Source organism: Micromonospora sp. NBC_01405, from assembly GCF_045040155.1.
Taxonomy (GTDB): Bacteria; Actinomycetota; Actinomycetes; order Mycobacteriales; family Micromonosporaceae; genus Micromonospora.
In genome coordinates, this window is record NZ_CP109532.1 from 6,706,787 (window position 1) to 6,722,521 (window position 15,735).

Sequence of the window (15,735 nt, forward strand, 5' to 3'; positions counted from 1 at the left end):
GCCAACCATGTCCGCGCGCAGCCCGCCCGGCCAGGGCCGCCGCCGGTCAAGCTGGGCCTGCCGTCTTGCCGACGCCCGGCAATCTGGGCTCGCGGCGCCGGGCCCCGCTGCCCGACTCAACGGCGGGGGTGGACGCAGCGTCGCAGCGCGGGCAGAACCTCGCGCCGGGCCGGTGGGCCAGGTACTCGATGGGGATGTCGGTCCGGCATCGTCGGCAGGTGCCGTACCGGCCCTGGTCCAGGTGGCGCAGGGCGCAGGCGAGGTCGTCGAGCGCGCGACGCGACGCGGCCGTAACCGCCGCGGCGGTGTCCGTGCCGGCGGCCGGGTGGTCGGGCCGGGCGCCCTGCCGGGCGAGCAGGGCGAGTTGCGTGTGGTGTCGCGCGTACTGCTCCTCCAGCACCATCCGCAGCACGTCGAGCTCGCCCTGCCGGCTGACCGGACGGCTCCGCGTCCCGTTCTCCTCTCGCGGCCGGTGGGGAGCACGCGGGGCGGCGGTCACGATCCGGGTCCGGTCGGCGGTTCGCGGTCGGCGCCCCTGCGGTCCGGGCCGGCGGCCACATCGACGATATCCAGGATGCCGAGCAACCCGGCGAGCGCGATCGCCTCGGCGCGGGTCAGGGTCAGGCTGCAGGCGCTGTCCGGGTCCCTGCCGTCGTCGTGCACCAGGTCGCGACGGCCGCCCGCGTGGTGGGTGACGACACCGACCCGGCGCCCGTGCTCCGTGGTGAAGCAGTGGCGTAGGCCGATACCGGGCAGTGGGGTGCGTTCGACTTCCATGGGGCAGCTCCGCAGAAGGTGTGACGGGTGAGGCGTGGGGCCGGCAGGACGCGAACACCTGGCAACGGCGCACGGGCAGGCGTCGACGCGAGCCGTCGACGCCGAAGGCCCGGACGACGACCGGTCCGGTCGCGGTCGGTGCGCGGCGAGCAGGTGTCAGGCGGCGGCGAGCTGCGGCGGTGCGCGGTCGGCGGACCAGGCCGGCACACAGCCCGGCACGGCACGGCGGCCCAGTCGAAAGACGATGCACAGGCCCACCGCCCGTGCCGCGTAGAGGACGACCACGAGCACGGCCAGCACGAACAGCGTCGACAGCGGTCTACGCTCGTCGACGCCGAGGTAGGCGCGCCCGGCGTGCATGCGGCGACTATAGCCCACCCCTCGGGCCGTACCCGCTCGCCGTTTGCGCTGCCCAGAGCCGCTTCGTGTCCGCCACGACCCGTCAGGCGACCCGAACGCCGGGCCGGGATCCCGATGCGGCGCCAGCGGCGGGTCGGTGACGTTCAGCCGGAGGTCGGCAGGGGTTGCCCCGGCCAGTTGAGGGCCTTCGCGCCGAGCACGGCCGCCTGCAGGGTGAACCGGTGGGCCGGGTCGGCGGGGTGGTAGCCGGTCAGCCGCCGGACGCGATCGAGCCGGTAGGTGACGGTGCGTACCGACACGTGCAGGCGCTTGGCCGACTCGGTGGCCACCGCCCCGGTGTCGAAGTACTCCCGCAGGGTGTCCAGCAGCGGCTGGGCGCCGCCCCGGGCGTTCACCAGCGGACCGAGCACGGCCTGCACCAGGTCGACGATCGCCGGCTGATCGCGCAGCAGCACCCGGTACACCAGCAGGTCATGGGCGTCGACCACCGGGGCGGTCACCTGCAACCGTCCCGCCATCGACAACGCCTCACGTGCCTCCTCGTACGAGCGGGCGATGCCGTACAGCCCGGGATGGGCCCGGCCCACCGCGATCCGCCACGCGTCCCCGCGCGGCAGCCGGGTGAGTTCCCGGTGCATCAGCCGCCCCAACTCGCCACTCGGCTCGGGAGACGGCGCCACCCGTTGCGCGGTGGTCGCCTCGGCCGGCGCGATGACGACCAGCAGCCCCTCCTTGGTGGCCACGAGCACGTCGCGGTCGCCCAGCCGATCGAAGATCACCGCCTCCAACGCGCTGATCGCCGCATCGGCGTCAGGCAGCCGGCGGCTCGGCGCGGCCAGCGCCACCCGGTGCGCCCGCGCCAGGTCCAGACCGAACGGCTCGGCCCGTTCGACCAGCGCGCCCAGGTCGGAATCGCCGCGCAGCAGGTCGTCGACGAGTTCACGCCGCAGCGCCTCCTCGCGGCGCACCAGGTCGCGCCGCGCCACCGCGTAGCCCTCGGCCAGGGTCGCCACCGCGTCGTCGACCACCTGCAGCACCGCGGTCGCCGCGACCCGCACCGCCTCGCAGTCACGCGAGCGCGCCACGGCCGGCAGGTCGTGCCACAGCCGGCGGGCCGCCGACAGGTACAGCTGCACCACCCGCCCCGCCGATATGCCCTGTTCCGCGGCCCGCCTGCCGAGCGCCTCCACCACGTCCAGTTCCTCGCGCCGCGGCCGGCGTCCGTGCACCGCCGCACCGGCCAGCATCGGCAGATACTCCCCCAGCAGTCGCACGTCCACCCCGCCGGCATCGCGGCTCGCGCCCGCCGCCACCTCGGCCAGCCAACGGTCCTCGGGCAGGCCGGCAGCCTCGGGACGCCGAGTACCGTCCGCCATTCCGCCTCGCCTTCACGCGTGACCGCCACCGGCGCGCCGCGGTCCCGGCGGCAGCGCCGCCTGCGGTTCCGGACGACCACGGTCAGCCCGGACGCCCGGCGCTTCGTTGCCGTGCACCGGCAGTCTAGCTCCGGCTGCGGCCCCCTGGTTTCCTGAACCGGGCGCTCAGCACCTGGTCAGCCGATGGGAAGCGTCGAGCTGTCGGCCCCTCCGTGGGCGGGGTTGTGGGCGGGGGCGTTGATCTCGACCGGCGGCGGGAAGCGCGTCACGAAATCGCACAACGTGATGTGGGTCGGGACGATCGTGACCACCACCATGTCCGTCGTGTGCGCGCGCTTCTGGCTTTCCCACCCCGGCGCCAGGCTCTTGTCCGCGAACATCCGCCAGGACGCCTCGACGTGCTCGTTCGGGACCCCCGGCCGAAGCTCGATCGACGCCGTGCCGCGCACCAGCATGACAACGGGCGTGTAGTCGGCGACCGGATCCGCCCCGAGCTTCGCCGCCACCTTCCTCCGTACCTCGGCCGAGTACGTGTCGACGCTGAAGGACACCTGCGGGTGCGCCGCGATCGCCTTGACCTTGTACGCGGTCGTCGGGCTGGCGAAGACGAACGCCTTGCCGTTCCACAGGTAGGCGACCGGCACCGTGCGCGGGTGGCCGTCCAGTCCCACGTATCCGAGCCGCATCGCGACCGGCGACTCCAACAGGGTCTGTGCCACCGGGTCGGTGTTCACCAGGTGCACGATGTCCGCGTAGTCCACGGCTGTCCCTTCCTGCAAGCGGATGCCAACATCCGCTCCGTCATGGTGCTCACCCTGGCGGCCACGATCTTCGGCGTCACCGGGTGTAGCCTGATCACTACCAGGCAAGTATCTGCAGCGCCCGGGCCCACGTCTATATGGCTGATTGCCATTACGGTGGCAGCACCCCAGCCGTGGCCGATGGAAGCGATTGCCGTAGCCCAGCGGAAGCGCTCGCACAGGGCAAGCGCCGACAGGTCAGCCATCCGTATCGATGCCGTCGCTGTCGATTCCGTCGCTCCGCGCCCGCCGGGGCATGTCGGGGCAACCGGCAGTCGGCATTGCCGACTGCATAGACGTGCATTACTATACCGATGCTCGGGAAGCGACCACGGCGTCACCGGTCCACTGCGGATTGTCGGTGCGTCGACCGGCTTTGCCCCCGTTTCCACCACACCGCCGCCACCAGGCGATCGAGCAGCGTCAGGAAGACACCATCGCGTGAGCGGTGAACGGGGAAGGGCGAAGGATGAGCGGGATCGCGTCCCTGGTCATCGGCATCGCCTCCTCACCGGCGCATCGCCGGCAACTCGCACAACTGTTCGGCGGCAGCGAGGCGTTCCTGATCGTGTCGAGCGTCGACCAGGCGCGACGGTTCCTCGGGATGGTCCGCCGGCCCGACGCCGTGGAGCCGATGGCGTCCGCACCGACCGAACCGGCGGAACCGGCCGAACCGGCCGAGCGGACCGAACCCGCCGGGCCGGCCGAGCCGGTGACCGTCGGTACGCCGACGCCGGAGCTGAGCGTCGACTCGGACCGCCGGGTGCTGTGCTGGCGGGGTCGCGAAATCGACCTGACCCCGCTGGAGCACGACTTTCTGCGCTGCCTGGTCGGCACGCCCGGACACATCTGGAGCTACCAGCGGCTGCACCGTGAGGTCTGGGGCACCGAGCACCTGGGCCGGGGCTCCGACGTGCACTCGGTGGTGCGCAGGGTACGGCGGAAGCTGGTCCGACTGGGCACTTCGGCGACGATCCACACGGTGCGTGGGGTCGGCTTCCGTCTCGCGGTGTCCTGACCCGAGGCCGTTTCGCCATCCCCGGGACGGGTCCGGCCCGCCCGGTCGGGTGACCAGGCGGGCCGGATCTGTTCGTCAACGGTCAGTTGTCAGCAGCGGACCGGGGACAGGGCGAAGTTCTCCACGGTGGGCGTGGCGGTAGTGATCTTCGTCTGCCGGGTCTGCGGCTTCCAGTTGTCCTTGGCGACGATCATGGTCAGCGGGTTGTTCCGCTTGTCCAGCCAGTAGGCGTACTTGCCCTCGGCGTCGGTGGTGAAGGTCAACGACGTCGACCACGAGTCGACCTGGACCAACGCGCCGGCGATCGGCGCGCTGGCACCCTGGCAGCTCGTCCCGGTGACCGTACCCATCAGCTTGCCCCAGGTGGTCGGCTGCTGTGCGGTCATCTTCACCGACACCGGCTGCACCGTGTACGGGGTGTCTTCCTTGATCAGGATCGACGCCGAGTAGGTGCCCGGCTGGTCCACGGTGGCCGCGATCCCGACGGTGATCGTGACCTTCTCGCCCGGCGCCAGGGTGGCCGCCGTCTTGTCGATCGTCAGCCAGCTGACGTCCGCGGAAGCCTCGGCGCACTCCTCGAAACCGGGGAGGGCCTCGCTGTCCGCCGTGGCGGTGAAGCCACCGGACGAGCCACCGACCTTGTAGAAGCCGCACGCCGCGCCGCCGCGGTACCGGGCGGTGTTGGCGTTGGGCAGGTTCGACCACGAGTTGGCGGTCGGGTCGTAGGCGAAGCCGGCGTTGGTGATGGCGCCGCCCTGCGAACCGCCGACGACCAGGAGCTTGCCGTTGGCGACACCGAACGAGCTGGCCCAGTTGTCGACCGGCGCGTCGGCGATCGCGGTCCAGGCGTTGGTGCCCGGGTCGAAGGCGTAGCCGGCCTTCTGCGCCGCCGTTCCGTCGTTGCCACCGGCGCAGTAGACGATGCCGCCGATCGCGCCACAGGACAGGAAGGCCACCGCCTTCGGGTAGTCGGGCAGCGCCTCCCAGCTGTCGGCGCCCGGGTCGTACCGGACGACGTCGTTCGACATCGGCGTGCAGCTCGCCGTGGTGCACCCGCCGATGGCGTACAGCTTGCCGTCGGCGACCGCCTGGCCGGCGGCGGAGCGCGGCGCGGGGTTGTTCGCCTTCTTGGTCCAGGTGTTGGCCGCCGCGTCGTACGACCAGGTCGCGGCGTCGGGGCCGGAGGCCCCCCAACCGCCGGTCACGAGGATCTTCCCGTCCACGACGCCCGCCGTCACGGCGTTACGCGCGCCGGGGAGGTCGGCGATCGGCTTCCAGCTCTGCGCGATCGGGTCGTAGACGTAGTTCTTCGCGCTCGACGCCGAGCCGTTACCGCCGGCGATCGAGTACACCTTGCCGTCCAGGTTGACCACCCGGTTGTCCATCACGTTCGTCGGGTGGTCGGCGATGTCCGTCCAGGGCTCGGCCTGCGGGCCGACCGGGACGGAGGTGGCCGTGCTCGCCTTGTCCGACGCCCGCGCGGCGAACGACGTGGCGGCGGTGAGCCGCTGCGGAGGCGCGCCTGCGGAGCCCAGGATCTGCTGCTTGGTCACCCGGGACCCGTCGGCCCGCAACAGCTCGAAACCGTCGTCCCGCTCGCTGAACTTGACGTTGACGGGGGCGCCGCCGGTGTTGGTCACCGTGACGGTCTTGGTGGCCTTGCCGCTGGGCATCCGGACCGTGGCGGTGACCGCCGCCGGCTGCACCGACAGCCGGCCGGCAGCGAGCTGGAAGGTGACGGGCGTGGCCCAGTCGGTCTGGACGTCGACCTGCTTGGTCTGGCTGACGTAGTTGCCGGCCTTCGCGGTGAACGGGTGCTCGCCGGTCTGCGACGAGAACAGCCAGAAGAAGCCGTCCGCCAGCTTGGTGTCGTCGGGGGTGGCCACGGTGGTGGCCGCCTCCGTCGGCTTGTCACCGCTGGTGACGGTGGCGCCGTTGACGTAGCCGTTGTCGTTCTTGTCGCGCACGTGCCCGAGCACCAGGCCGCCGTTGGTCGGCTTGCAGGTGACCGCGCTACCGATCAGCACGTTGTCGACCTGCCACCACCACTCGTAGGAGGCCTCGTAGTAGTGGAACCGGACCTTGACCTCCGACTTGCCCGCAGCCTGCGGGATCGGCACCTGGGTCACCCGGGGGCCGCGGACGTCCGCCGCCTGCCGGAGCACGTTGGCCCAGGTCGCGCCGCCGTCGAGGCTGAGGTCGACGTCCGCGCGGTCAGAGCTCAGCCAGTTGTAGTCCTGGTTGAACCGGATCACCGGGGTCGCGACGTCGGTGAGGTCGACGACCGGGCTGACCAGCGAGGTGTCCTGCCGGCCGCCGGATGCGTAGTTGTCACTGTCGATGATCGCGAAGTTGCCGGAGCCACCGGTGAGGTTGCCCCGGTCGCCGGCGTCGGCGAAGTCCCACACCTGACCGGTGCCGGCGTTGTCCACCACCGACCAGTCGGTCGGCACGCGGTTGCCGTCGAAGGTCTCGTACACGCCGTCGGAGCCGTACTTGTATCCGGGAGCCGTGGCGCAGGCGGTGGGGTCGACGGGCACGGCGACGTTGTGGACGGTGTTGCCCGAGCCGACCACGACATCCTTGGTCACGGTCTGGTAGCCCGCGTACTGCGGCTCGACCTTGACCTGGTACGTCGCACCGGCGGGGAGCTTGAAGCTGTACCGGCCGTTGGCGGGCGTGGTGTAGTCGGACGCCGACAGGCCCACGACGCTGACCTTGGCGTACAGCGGCCAGCCGTGGCCGGAGCCGTCGGTCACCGAGCCGCTGAGGGTCACGCTCGGCACGGCGGTCAGGGCGACGTCGATCGTCGTGGTCACGTTCTTGGCGACCGTCGCCGACACCGTCTTGCTCGCGTAGCCGAAGGCGGTCACGGCGGCCTGGTAGTCGCCGACCGGGAGCAGGGTCGAGTACGTGCCGTCGGTCCCGGTGGTCAGCTCGCGGGCCGCCGGGCCGGTGAGGGCCACCGTGGCGCCCGGCAGCGGGTTGCCGGTGTCCGCGTCGGTGACCTTGCCGGCCAGGGTGCCGGTTTCGCCGATGGGGGCGGCGTCGAGCAGCGCGAGCGCGTCGAGCCGGCCCTCGCCGTACACGTTGTTGTCGTCCGCGGTGCCACCACACTGGGCGTCGGCCTTGTCGATCGCCGAGTTGTCCAGCAGGGCGCGCGTCGCGGTGACGTCACCGGCCAGCGCGGGCGCCGCCGACCACAGCAGCGCGACCGCGCCCGCGAGGTGCGGCGCGGCCATCGAGGTGCCGCTGTAGCTGGCGTAGCCGCTGCCGGGAATGCTGGAGCGGACGTTGACGCCGGGCGCCGAGATGTTGGGCTTGATCCCGCCGTCCTGCCCGGACCCCCGGGAGGAGAAGCTGGCGACGTTGTTGTTGACGTCGTACGCGCCGGTCGAGTAGTTGCTGGTCCGGCTGCCCGGTGAGCCACTGGTCTGGCAGTTCGGGCCCTTGTTGCCGTTGGACCAGGTCCCGAAGATGCCCGACGCGGCCCAGGCCAGCGTCACATCCTCCATGAACGGGTCGTTGGAGGGCAGCGTGGTGCCCCACGAGTTGTTGATGATGTTGGGCCGCTTGCTGGCGTCCGGGTTCTCGCCCTCAAGGTCGGTGGGCTCCAGCATCCACTGGCCGGAGGTGACCAGCGCGGCGTCGCTCGGGCAGCAGCCGTTCGCCGCGATCCACTTGACCCCGGGCGCGACACCGATCTGGTTGGCGCCGGCGGCGCCGGCCATCGTGCCCATGGTGTGCGTGCCGTGGCCGTCGCTGTCGCAGGGCGCGGTGGCGCACTCGCCGGCGGCGTCGAACCAGTTGTAGTTGTGGTCGAAGGTGCCGTCGCCGTTGTTGCCACGGTAGGCGCCCACCAACGCCGGGTGGTTGAACTGCACCCCGGTGTCGATGTTCGCCACCGTGATGCCCGCGCCGGTGACGCCGTACTCGGACCAGACGTCGTCGGCGTTGATGTTGGCGATGCCCCACTCGAGGGCGTTCGCCGCCTTCGCGTCGCCCTCCTTGGTGACCTTGGGCACCTCGTAGGCCGTCGAGGCGTAGACGCCCTCGACCTCGGCGTGCGCGGCGAAGTTCTGCGCCATGGCCAGCGAGCCGCTGCTGACCTTGATGGCGTTGGTCGCCCAGAAGGACTGGTACTTGGCACCCGAGCCGTCGAGCTCGGAGCGGACCTTGGTCTGGCTGTCGACGGCGGTCTTGCGCAGCGCGTCGGCGACCGCCGCGCCCCGCTTGGTCCAGTCCTTGATCGCGCTGGCCTTGCTCAGGTCGGCCCGGTCGGTGAAGCGGATCCAGAAGTCGCTCTCGCTCTTCGCCTGGAGCTGGTTCATCAGGTCGGGTCGGATCTTGTCCGCCGGTGCGGCCTGCACGCCGGAACCGGTTGTCGCCAAACCTGCTGCGGCGAGGGCGATCGCCGCGCCCGCGCTCGCCAAGCGCCTGAACAGGCGCGTCCCGTGTGGACGTCTCAGCATCGGTGCTGTCTCCTCCAGAAACGACCCGCGGTTAATCAAGCCATGGCGAAGGGTGCAAAGACCCATCTCCTGTCTGGATCACACCGGAATGAACGAACCCCCCAGGCTCCAGGCGCCGTGCGGGTCACGCCGGCTGCCTGTGTGGACACTATGATCGAAAAAGATGAACGATCAAGCACGGCACGTGAGCAACTTGTCGCTAGGAGTTGCCCGCCTGGCGGCGGGTTTGACAATTACTGTCACGGCCATGACCAAGTCGGGCAGAAATTGCCCAACGTTTCCGGGTGGGTGCGGTGACCGAGGACGACGACAGCACGACGCCTGCCGGGTTCGACGAGACCGGCAGCCCGTTCCCCCTGGTGATCGCGGTGACACCGTCACCGGCCGAACGGATCCGGCTCGCCGAGCACCTCGACGGCATCGCGCCGCTGCTGCTGGTGGCCGACCTTGACGAGCTGCGCAGGCTGATCGCGACCTCACCGCCACAGCCACAGCCACAGCCCGGGGCGGTGCCGGCGCGGGCCCCCGCCGCCGCGCAGGCGGCACCGGACGACACCCTGCGGATCGACCCGGCCCGGCTCACCGCCCGCTGCCGGGACCGCGAGGTCCCCCTCACCCGGCTCGAACACGACCTGCTGGCCTGCCTCATCACCGAGCCGGTCCGGGTCTGGAGCTACGCCGAGCTGCACCGATCGGTCTGGCGGGCCGAGGGACGCCAGCGCACGGCGGACGTGCAGTCCCTGGTGAAGCGGTTGCGGCGCAAGCTCGGCGAGCTCGGCACCGGCGTCACCGTCGTCGCGGTGCGCGGTGTCGGGCTCCGGGTGACCGACCACCGACAGCCGAGGGTCAGCGGCGCCGACGGCTGATCCTCGCCCGGCAGCCGTGGACCAGCCGACCGTGGCAGCCCGACGGGCGGGCGCCCCGTCGCGGCCGGCCGGATCGCGCCCTGAGGCGCGTGGTCACCCAGGGCCGGGCTCGGGACGACCACGACCCAGGGTCCTCATGCGAGGTGCCCGCCGATCTTCGTGTAGCCACGCAGCAGGTCCCGCGAGATGATCAGGCGCTGCATCTCGTCGGTGCCCTCGAAGATCCGGTACAGCCGGACCTGCCGATACCAGCGCTCGATGGGCAGCTCCCGGGTGTAGCCCATGCCGCCGTGGATCTGCAGCACCCGGTCCACCACGCGGTTGACCATGCCGGCGCCGTAGAGCTTGCCCATCGACGAGGCGTGCCGGGGATCCAGGCCCTGGTCGACCGTCCAGGCGGAACGCAGCACCAGCCAGCGGGCGGCTTCCAGCTCGGTCTCCGAGTCGGCGATCATCCACTGGATGGCCTGGTTGGTGCCGATCTTCGCCCCGAAGGTCTCCCGGGTGCCGGCGTGGTCGATGGCCATCTGCAACGCCCGCTCGGCAATGCCGATGGCGTGCGAGGGAATGGTGTACCGGCCCTTGCCGATCCACTCCATGCCCAGCGTGAAGCCCTGACCGACCTCGCCGAGGATGTTGCGGTGCGGCACCCGTACGCCGTCGAAGATCAGCGATGCCGGGCCGCCCTCCCCCATGGTCTGGATGAACTCCGAACGCCAGCCCATCGCCCGGTCCACCAGGAAGGCGGTCGCGCCGCCGTTGCGGGCCCCCTTCTCCCGGTCGGTCACGGCGACCACGATGGCGAAGTCGGCGTCGTTACCGCCGGTGATGAAGGTCTTCTCGCCGTCGAGAATCCAGTCGTCGCCGTCGCGGCGGGCCGACAGCCGGATGTTCGCCGCGTCCGAACCGGCTCCCGGTTCGGTGATGGCGAAGCAGGAGATCCGCTCCCCCTCGATGGTCGGGAGGAGGAACTCCCCCTTCTGTTCGTCGGTGGCGTGGAAGAGGATGTTGTCGGCCTCCCCGCCGAAGCGGAACGGCACGAAGGTGCGGCCCAGCTCCGTCCAGATCAGTGACTGCGTCACCGCGGGCAGGTCCATGCCGCCGTACTCCTGCGGGGTGGCCAGGCCCCAGAAGCCGAACTTGCGTGCCTTGAGCTGCAACTGGCGCAGCTCACTGCGGTGCAGGCCGGGCTGGTGGGCCCGCTCCCGGCGCAGCAGCTCCTGCTCCAGCGGCATCACCTCCCGGCCGATGAAGTCACGGGCCGTGTCGCGGATGGCCCGCTCCTCGTCGGAAAGCGCGAAGTCCATGTCTCCTCCGGGTCCTCGGTCGGGGGTGCGGCTCGGCGCGCACCGGGCGGGGCTAGAAGGCGTTGACGCCGGTGAGCGCACGCCCGATGAGGAGTTGCTGGATCTGGCTGGTGCCCTCGTAGAGGGTGGCGACGCGGGCGTCGCGCAGGTACTTGCCGACCGGGTACTCGTCGATGTAGCCGTACCCGCCGAAGACCTGGACCGCGTTGTTGGCCGCGCGGACGGCGGCCTCGCTGGCGAAGAGCTTGGCCATCGACGCCTCGGTGGCGAAGGGCTCGCCCCGGTCGATCAGGTCGGCCACCCGCCACACCAGCAGCCGCGCCGCGGCCGTGTCGACCGCGATCTCGGCGAGCATCTGCTGCACGAGCTGGTGGCCGGCGATGGGCTTGCCGAACTGGGTGCGCGCACCGGCGTAGCCGACGGCGGCGTCGAGGCAGCCCTGGGCGATGCCGACGCAGCCGGCGGCCACCGACATCCGGCCCTTGGCCAGGGTCGCGAGGGCCAGCCGGAAGCCGCCGCCGGTCTCGCCGAGGCGTGCCGAGTCGGGCACCCGGACGCCGTCGAGGACCAGCTCGGCGGTGGCCTGCCCGCGCAGCCCGAGCTTGCCGTGGATCTCCCGCCGCTGCGCCGGGGTGCCGTGCGCGGCGATCGACTTCGCCACCAGCCCGAGGGACACGGAGACCATTCCCCGTACGGCGGAGTCGCCGCGGCCCAGCTCCTCCAGCACGAGGCAGTAGGACAGATGGTCGCCGCCGGAGCCGCCGTGCTCCTCGGCGACGGTGAGCCCCAGGAAACCGACCTCGCCGAGCTTGCCGACGATGCCCGGGTCGACCGCCTCGTGCCGGTCCCAGGTCGCCGCGTGCGGGGTCACCTCGCGCGCGACGAACTCGGCGGCGAGTTGACGTACCGCCTCCTGCTCGGCGGAGAGTTCGAGGTCCATGCCAACAAACTAGCGGTGCAAGTTTTAATCGGTCCAGACCCGCTGTGGCACAGTTCGGCAGGACCACCGGACAGAGGAGGAACGGATGCCCCGGCCGCGGGAGGCGCTGCTCAGCCGGCAGCGGATCGTCGAGGCCGCCGCCGCGCTGATCGACTCCGCCGGTCTGGAGGGGTTCTCCACCCGCCGACTCGCCGCCGAACTCGGCGTGCGCGGCCCGTCGCTGTACAACCACTTCGCCACCAAGGACGAGATCCTCGACGCGGTCGCCGACAGCGTCACCGCCCGGGTGGACGTGTCGTTCTTCGGAGCCGTCGACTGGCGGGAGGCGCTGCGCCGGTGGGGGCACTCGTACCGCGCGGCGCTCGCCGCCCACCCGCACATCGTGCCGTACCTGGCCCGGGGTCCCGGGCGCCGGCCGGCTGCGCTGGCCATGGCCGACGCCGTCTACGGCGGCCTCGTCGACGCGGGCTGGCCACCGGCCCGGGCCACCCACATCGGCGCGCTCATGCGGTACCTCGTCGCGGGATCGGCGCTGGGCTCGTTCGCCCGGGGCTTCGTGGAGGACCCCGGGCTGTACGCCGAGCAGTACCCGCACCTCACCCAGGCGCACCGGCTCGCCGAACACCAGCAGCGCGTCGACGACGGCGCCTTCGAACTGGGCCTCGACGCGCTCATCGACGGCCTCGCCCGCACCTACGAGCGGACCATCGGCCCGCTGCCACCCCTCCCGCCGGCCATCGACACGCACTAGAGTCCGAACTTTCACTGCTGGTTTCCGGCCGACGCACGTGAGGGGCTCGATGGATCTCGCACGGACCGACTTCCACCTCGACGGCCGCTGGGTCGCGGCGTCCTCCCCGGAAACCCTGCCGGTGCAGAACCCGGCGACGGAGCAGATCATCGCGACGGTGCCGGCCGGCACCACGGACGACGTGGACCGGGCCGTCTCCGCCGCCCGCGCCGCGTTCGACGGCTGGGCCGCCGCCGCCCCCGCCGACCGGGCGGCGGGCCTGGGCCGGCTGCACGACGCGCTGACCGCCCGCGCCGACGACATTGCCCGGACCATCGCGTGCGAGCTGGGCACCCCGCTCAAGATGGCCACCCGGGTGCAGGCCGGGCTCCCCCTCGCCGTCCTGCGCGGTTACGTCGAGCTGGCCGCCCGGCCGCCGGCCGAGCAGACCGTCGGCCACTCGCTGGTGGTACGCGAACCGGTCGGCGTCGTCGGCGCGATCACCCCGTGGAACTACCCGCTGCACCAGGTCGTGGCCAAGCTCGCCCCGGCGCTGGCCGCCGGCTGCACGGTGGTGCTCAAGCCGAGTGAGCTGACGCCGCTGGTGGCGTACCTGCTCTTCGACGCGATCGACGAGGCCGGCCTCCCGCCCGGCGTGGTCAACCTGGTCACCGGCACCGGCCCGGTGGTCGGCGAGGCCATCGCCGCCCACCCGGACGTCGACATGGTCTCCTTCACCGGGTCCACGGCCGTCGGCCGGAGGATCTCCCACCTCGCCGCGGACCGCATCGCCCGGGTCGCGCTGGAGCTCGGCGGCAAGTCGGCCAACCTGATCCTCGACGACGCCGACCTGGCCACCGCCGTGAATGTGGGCGTCGGCAACGCGTTCCTCAACTCCGGGCAGGCCTGCACGGCCTGGACCCGGATGCTGGTGCACCGCAGCCGGTACGACGAGGCCCTCGCCCTCGCCGCGCGGGCCGCCGAGGGGTACCGGCTCGGCGACCCGTTCGACCCGGCCACCCGGCTCGGCCCGCTCGTCTCGGCGGCCCAACGGCAGCGGGTGCGCGACCACATCGAGAGGGGCCTGGCCGACGGGGGCCGGCTGGTCTTCGGCGGACCGGACGCGCCGGTTCCGGAGCGTGGCTTCTTCGTCGCCCCCACGGTGATCGCCGACGTCGACCCGGACAGCGCGCTGGCCCAGGAGGAGGTCTTCGGGCCGGTGCTGGCGGTGATCCCGGTCGACGACGACGAGCACGCCGTCGCGGTGGCCAACAACTCCCGGTACGGGCTGGCCGGCGCGGTCTGGTCCGGCGACGAGGAGCGGGCGGTGCGGGTCGCTCGGCGGATGCGTACCGGCGCGGTCGACGTCAACGGCGCGCCGTTCAACCCGCTCGCCCCGTTCGGCGGCTACAAGCAGTCCGGCCTCGGCCGGGAGCTGGGCAGTTACGGGCTGGACGAGTTCCTCCAGACCAAGTCGATCCAGCTATGAGGGCGCTGGTCGCCCGGGCGGTCGGGGAGCCGCTGCGGGTGGAGGACGTCGAACTGCCGGCCCCCGCAACCGGCGAGGTACGGGTGGAGATCCGCGCCGCCGGGGTATGCCACTCCGACCTGTCGATGGTCAACGGCACGGTGGCGTCGCCGTACCCGCTGGTGCTCGGGCACGAGGCGGCGGGCGTGGTGACCGAGGTCGGCGACGGCGTCTCCCGGGTCGTACGCGGCGAGCACGTGGTGCTCAACTGGGCGCCCGACCCGGACCGGGACGTGCCGGAACTGGCCCGGGCCGTGCTCGACGGCACCCTCGACCTCGGCTTCCTGATCACCGACCGGACCACGTTGGACGGAGCGGCGCAGGTTCGCCCGGATGGCCCGGGGCGAGGGCGCGCGGACCGTGGTGGTGCCCTGACCGGCCGGTCCCGCATCGGCGAAACCACCAGTGAGGGCCGCCCGTGTCGCGGCGGCCCTCACTGGTGGCGCGTCGATCAGATGATCTCCACCCCGTAGACGCTCAGCGCCTCGGTGACCGGCTGGAAGTAGGTCGTCCCGCCGGAGGTGCAGTCGCCGCTGCCGCCCGAGGTCAGGCCCACCGCGGTGCTGCCGCTGAAGAGCGCGCCGCCGCTGTCGCCCGGCTCGGCGCAGACCGTGGTGCGGATCAGGCCGGTGACCGTGCCCTCGGCGTAGTTCACCGTCGCGCCGACCGCCTCGACGGCGCCGCCGTGCAGGCCGGTGGTGCTGCCGGAGCGCTGCACCGACTGCCCGGCGAAGGCGTCGGCCGCACCGGTGATGTCCCGCGTGGTGCCGTCGTAGAGGTCGACGCTGCCGTCGGCGGCGGCCGGGTTGCTGTGCTGGACGATGCCGTAGTCGTTGCCGGGGAAGCTGCCGGTGCCGCCGGAGCCGAGCGGGCTGCTCTGCCCGGAGTCGGCGTACCAGTTGGCGGCGATGGCGGTGCAGTGCCCGGCGGTGAGGAAGTAGTAGCTGTCGCCGCTGCGCACGTTGAAGCCGAGCGAGCAGCGACCGCCGCCCTCCGCCCAGATGGCCTCGCCGCCGGCGGCCCGGGTGCTGAGCTTCCCGGCCTCCCGCTCGATGCGGACTGTCCCGTCGAGCCGGTCGGCGACGGCCTCGACGCGCTGGAGCTTCGCGCCGGTCACGGTGCTGTCGACGGAGACGACGACCTGGTTGGTCGCCGGGTCGGTCCACCACGCCGTGCCGGGGATCCGGGCGGAGCCGTCGAGGGTGGCGGTGGCGCGGGCCAGGTCGTCCGCGCCACGGGTGACGAGCTTCGGGGTGGCGCCGGCCGCGCGGACCTTTCGGGCGGCGGCGTCGTCGGTCACGGTGACGACCATGGTGCCGTCGGCCTGGGCGTACGCCCCGCCGGAGCGCCCGCCGAGTGCGGCGGCGAGCGCGGTGGCCTGGTCGGGGGAAGCGTTCTTCGCGGGTGCGGCCTGAGCGGGAACGCTGGTCAGCGCTCCGACGACCAGGGCGCCGGCCACCGAGAGAGCGGTGACGTGGCGCAGCGGGGACCCGGAGAGTCGCATGTGGATACCTCCATGGAGCTGAGCACGGACCGTCCTTTCGGGCGGCCCCGGGCAACC

14 protein-coding genes are annotated in these 15,735 nt (G+C 72.1%); 5 read left to right on the plus strand and 9 right to left on the minus strand.

Features of this window, described 5'->3' with window-relative positions; all coding sequences use genetic code 11:
* Nucleotides 1-46: 46 nt before the first annotated feature.
* From OG559_RS28870 to OG559_RS28890, 5 genes are all read right to left on the minus strand, one after another.
* Nucleotides 47-499, minus strand: coding sequence for a hypothetical protein (locus tag OG559_RS28870; protein WP_405109585.1), 453 nt, complete (start codon nucleotides 497-499; stop codon nucleotides 47-49).
* A complete protein-coding gene (locus tag OG559_RS28875; protein ID WP_405109588.1) occupies nucleotides 496-777 on the minus strand; it encodes a potassium transporter TrkA in 282 nt (93 codons plus the stop codon). The genes OG559_RS28870 and OG559_RS28875 overlap by 4 nt, the downstream gene beginning before the upstream one ends.
* Before the next feature lie 156 nt (nucleotides 778-933).
* Entirely contained in the window at nucleotides 934-1,137 is a 204-nt protein-coding gene (locus OG559_RS28880) for a hypothetical protein (protein WP_405109591.1), read from the minus strand.
* Between the two features lie 143 nt (nucleotides 1,138-1,280).
* Nucleotides 1,281-2,513 carry a PucR family transcriptional regulator gene (locus OG559_RS28885; protein WP_405109593.1) on the minus strand — a complete coding sequence of 411 codons (1,233 nt, stop codon included), beginning with the start codon at nucleotides 2,511-2,513 and terminating at the stop codon, nucleotides 1,281-1,283.
* 176 nt (nucleotides 2,514-2,689) lie between these two features.
* Nucleotides 2,690-3,274, minus strand: coding sequence for a pyridoxamine 5'-phosphate oxidase family protein (locus tag OG559_RS28890; protein ID WP_405109596.1), 585 nt, complete (start codon nucleotides 3,272-3,274; stop codon nucleotides 2,690-2,692).
* 508 nt (nucleotides 3,275-3,782) lie between these two features.
* Here OG559_RS28890 and OG559_RS28895 point away from each other — a divergent pair.
* A complete protein-coding gene (locus OG559_RS28895) occupies nucleotides 3,783-4,331 on the plus strand; it encodes a winged helix-turn-helix domain-containing protein (RefSeq protein ID WP_405109599.1) in 549 nt (182 codons plus the stop codon).
* A gap of 89 nt (nucleotides 4,332-4,420) precedes the next feature.
* Here OG559_RS28895 and OG559_RS28900 read toward each other — a convergent pair whose 3' ends face one another.
* Nucleotides 4,421-8,701, minus strand: a complete 4,281-nt coding sequence (locus tag OG559_RS28900) for a S8 family serine peptidase (RefSeq protein WP_405109602.1) — start codon at nucleotides 8,699-8,701, stop codon at nucleotides 4,421-4,423.
* 395 nt (nucleotides 8,702-9,096) lie between these two features.
* Here OG559_RS28900 and OG559_RS28905 point away from each other — a divergent pair, with 395 nt between their 5' ends.
* Nucleotides 9,097-9,669, plus strand: a complete 573-nt coding sequence (locus tag OG559_RS28905) for a winged helix-turn-helix domain-containing protein (RefSeq protein WP_405109605.1) — start codon at nucleotides 9,097-9,099, stop codon at nucleotides 9,667-9,669.
* A gap of 134 nt (nucleotides 9,670-9,803) precedes the next feature.
* Here OG559_RS28905 and OG559_RS28910 read toward each other — a convergent pair whose 3' ends face one another.
* Nucleotides 9,804-10,976 carry an acyl-CoA dehydrogenase family protein gene (locus OG559_RS28910; RefSeq protein WP_405109608.1) on the minus strand — a complete coding sequence of 391 codons (1,173 nt, stop codon included), beginning with the start codon at nucleotides 10,974-10,976 and terminating at the stop codon, nucleotides 9,804-9,806.
* Nucleotides 10,977-11,028: 52 nt separating this feature from the next.
* Nucleotides 11,029-11,916 (minus strand): acyl-CoA dehydrogenase family protein, encoded by an 888-nt coding sequence (locus OG559_RS28915; RefSeq protein ID WP_405109611.1) that lies wholly within the window; start codon nucleotides 11,914-11,916, stop codon nucleotides 11,029-11,031.
* Nucleotides 11,917-12,001: 85 nt separating this feature from the next.
* Here OG559_RS28915 and OG559_RS28920 point away from each other — a divergent pair, with 85 nt between their 5' ends.
* The 3 genes from OG559_RS28920 to OG559_RS28930 are packed head-to-tail and all read left to right on the plus strand — an operon-like array spanning nucleotide 12,002 to nucleotide 14,647.
* On the plus strand, nucleotides 12,002-12,667 hold the full coding sequence (locus tag OG559_RS28920) for a TetR/AcrR family transcriptional regulator (RefSeq protein ID WP_405109614.1): 666 nt from the start codon (nucleotides 12,002-12,004) through the stop codon (nucleotides 12,665-12,667).
* Nucleotides 12,668-12,716: 49 nt separating this feature from the next.
* Complete coding sequence (locus OG559_RS28925; protein WP_405109617.1) at nucleotides 12,717-14,135, plus strand: aldehyde dehydrogenase family protein; 1,419 nt, start codon at nucleotides 12,717-12,719, stop codon at nucleotides 14,133-14,135.
* Nucleotides 14,132-14,647, plus strand: coding sequence for an alcohol dehydrogenase catalytic domain-containing protein (locus OG559_RS28930; RefSeq protein ID WP_405109620.1), 516 nt, complete (start codon nucleotides 14,132-14,134; stop codon nucleotides 14,645-14,647). The genes OG559_RS28925 and OG559_RS28930 overlap by 4 nt, the downstream gene beginning before the upstream one ends.
* On the opposite strand, the gene OG559_RS28935 is transcribed toward OG559_RS28930, so the two are convergent.
* Nucleotides 14,626-15,678, minus strand: coding sequence for a S1 family peptidase (locus OG559_RS28935; RefSeq protein WP_405109623.1), 1,053 nt, complete (start codon nucleotides 15,676-15,678; stop codon nucleotides 14,626-14,628). The two genes, OG559_RS28930 and OG559_RS28935, sit on opposite strands and share 22 nt — an antisense overlap.
* Between the last annotated feature and the right edge of the window lie 57 nt (nucleotides 15,679-15,735).

Bases quoted from the DNA above. Each gene is read 5' to 3' on its own strand.
- OG559_RS28875 (WP_405109588.1), bottom strand. From the start codon at position 777: ATGGAAGTCGAACGCACCCCACTGCCCGGTATCGGCCTACGCCACTGC.
- OG559_RS28880 (WP_405109591.1), bottom strand. From the start codon at position 1,137: ATGCACGCCGGGCGCGCCTACCTCGGCGTCGACGAGCGTAGACCGCTG.
- OG559_RS28885 (WP_405109593.1), bottom strand. From the start codon at position 2,513: ATGGCGGACGGTACTCGGCGTCCCGAGGCTGCCGGCCTGCCCGAGGAC.
- OG559_RS28895 (WP_405109599.1), top strand. From the start codon at position 3,783: ATGAGCGGGATCGCGTCCCTGGTCATCGGCATCGCCTCCTCACCGGCG.
- OG559_RS28910 (WP_405109608.1), bottom strand. From the start codon at position 10,976: ATGGACTTCGCGCTTTCCGACGAGGAGCGGGCCATCCGCGACACGGCC.
- OG559_RS28915 (WP_405109611.1), bottom strand. From the start codon at position 11,916: ATGGACCTCGAACTCTCCGCCGAGCAGGAGGCGGTACGTCAACTCGCC.
- OG559_RS28920 (WP_405109614.1), top strand. From the start codon at position 12,002: ATGCCCCGGCCGCGGGAGGCGCTGCTCAGCCGGCAGCGGATCGTCGAG.
- OG559_RS28925 (WP_405109617.1), top strand. From the start codon at position 12,717: ATGGATCTCGCACGGACCGACTTCCACCTCGACGGCCGCTGGGTCGCG.
- OG559_RS28930 (WP_405109620.1), top strand. From the start codon at position 14,132: ATGAGGGCGCTGGTCGCCCGGGCGGTCGGGGAGCCGCTGCGGGTGGAG.
- OG559_RS28935 (WP_405109623.1), bottom strand. From the start codon at position 15,678: ATGCGACTCTCCGGGTCCCCGCTGCGCCACGTCACCGCTCTCTCGGTG.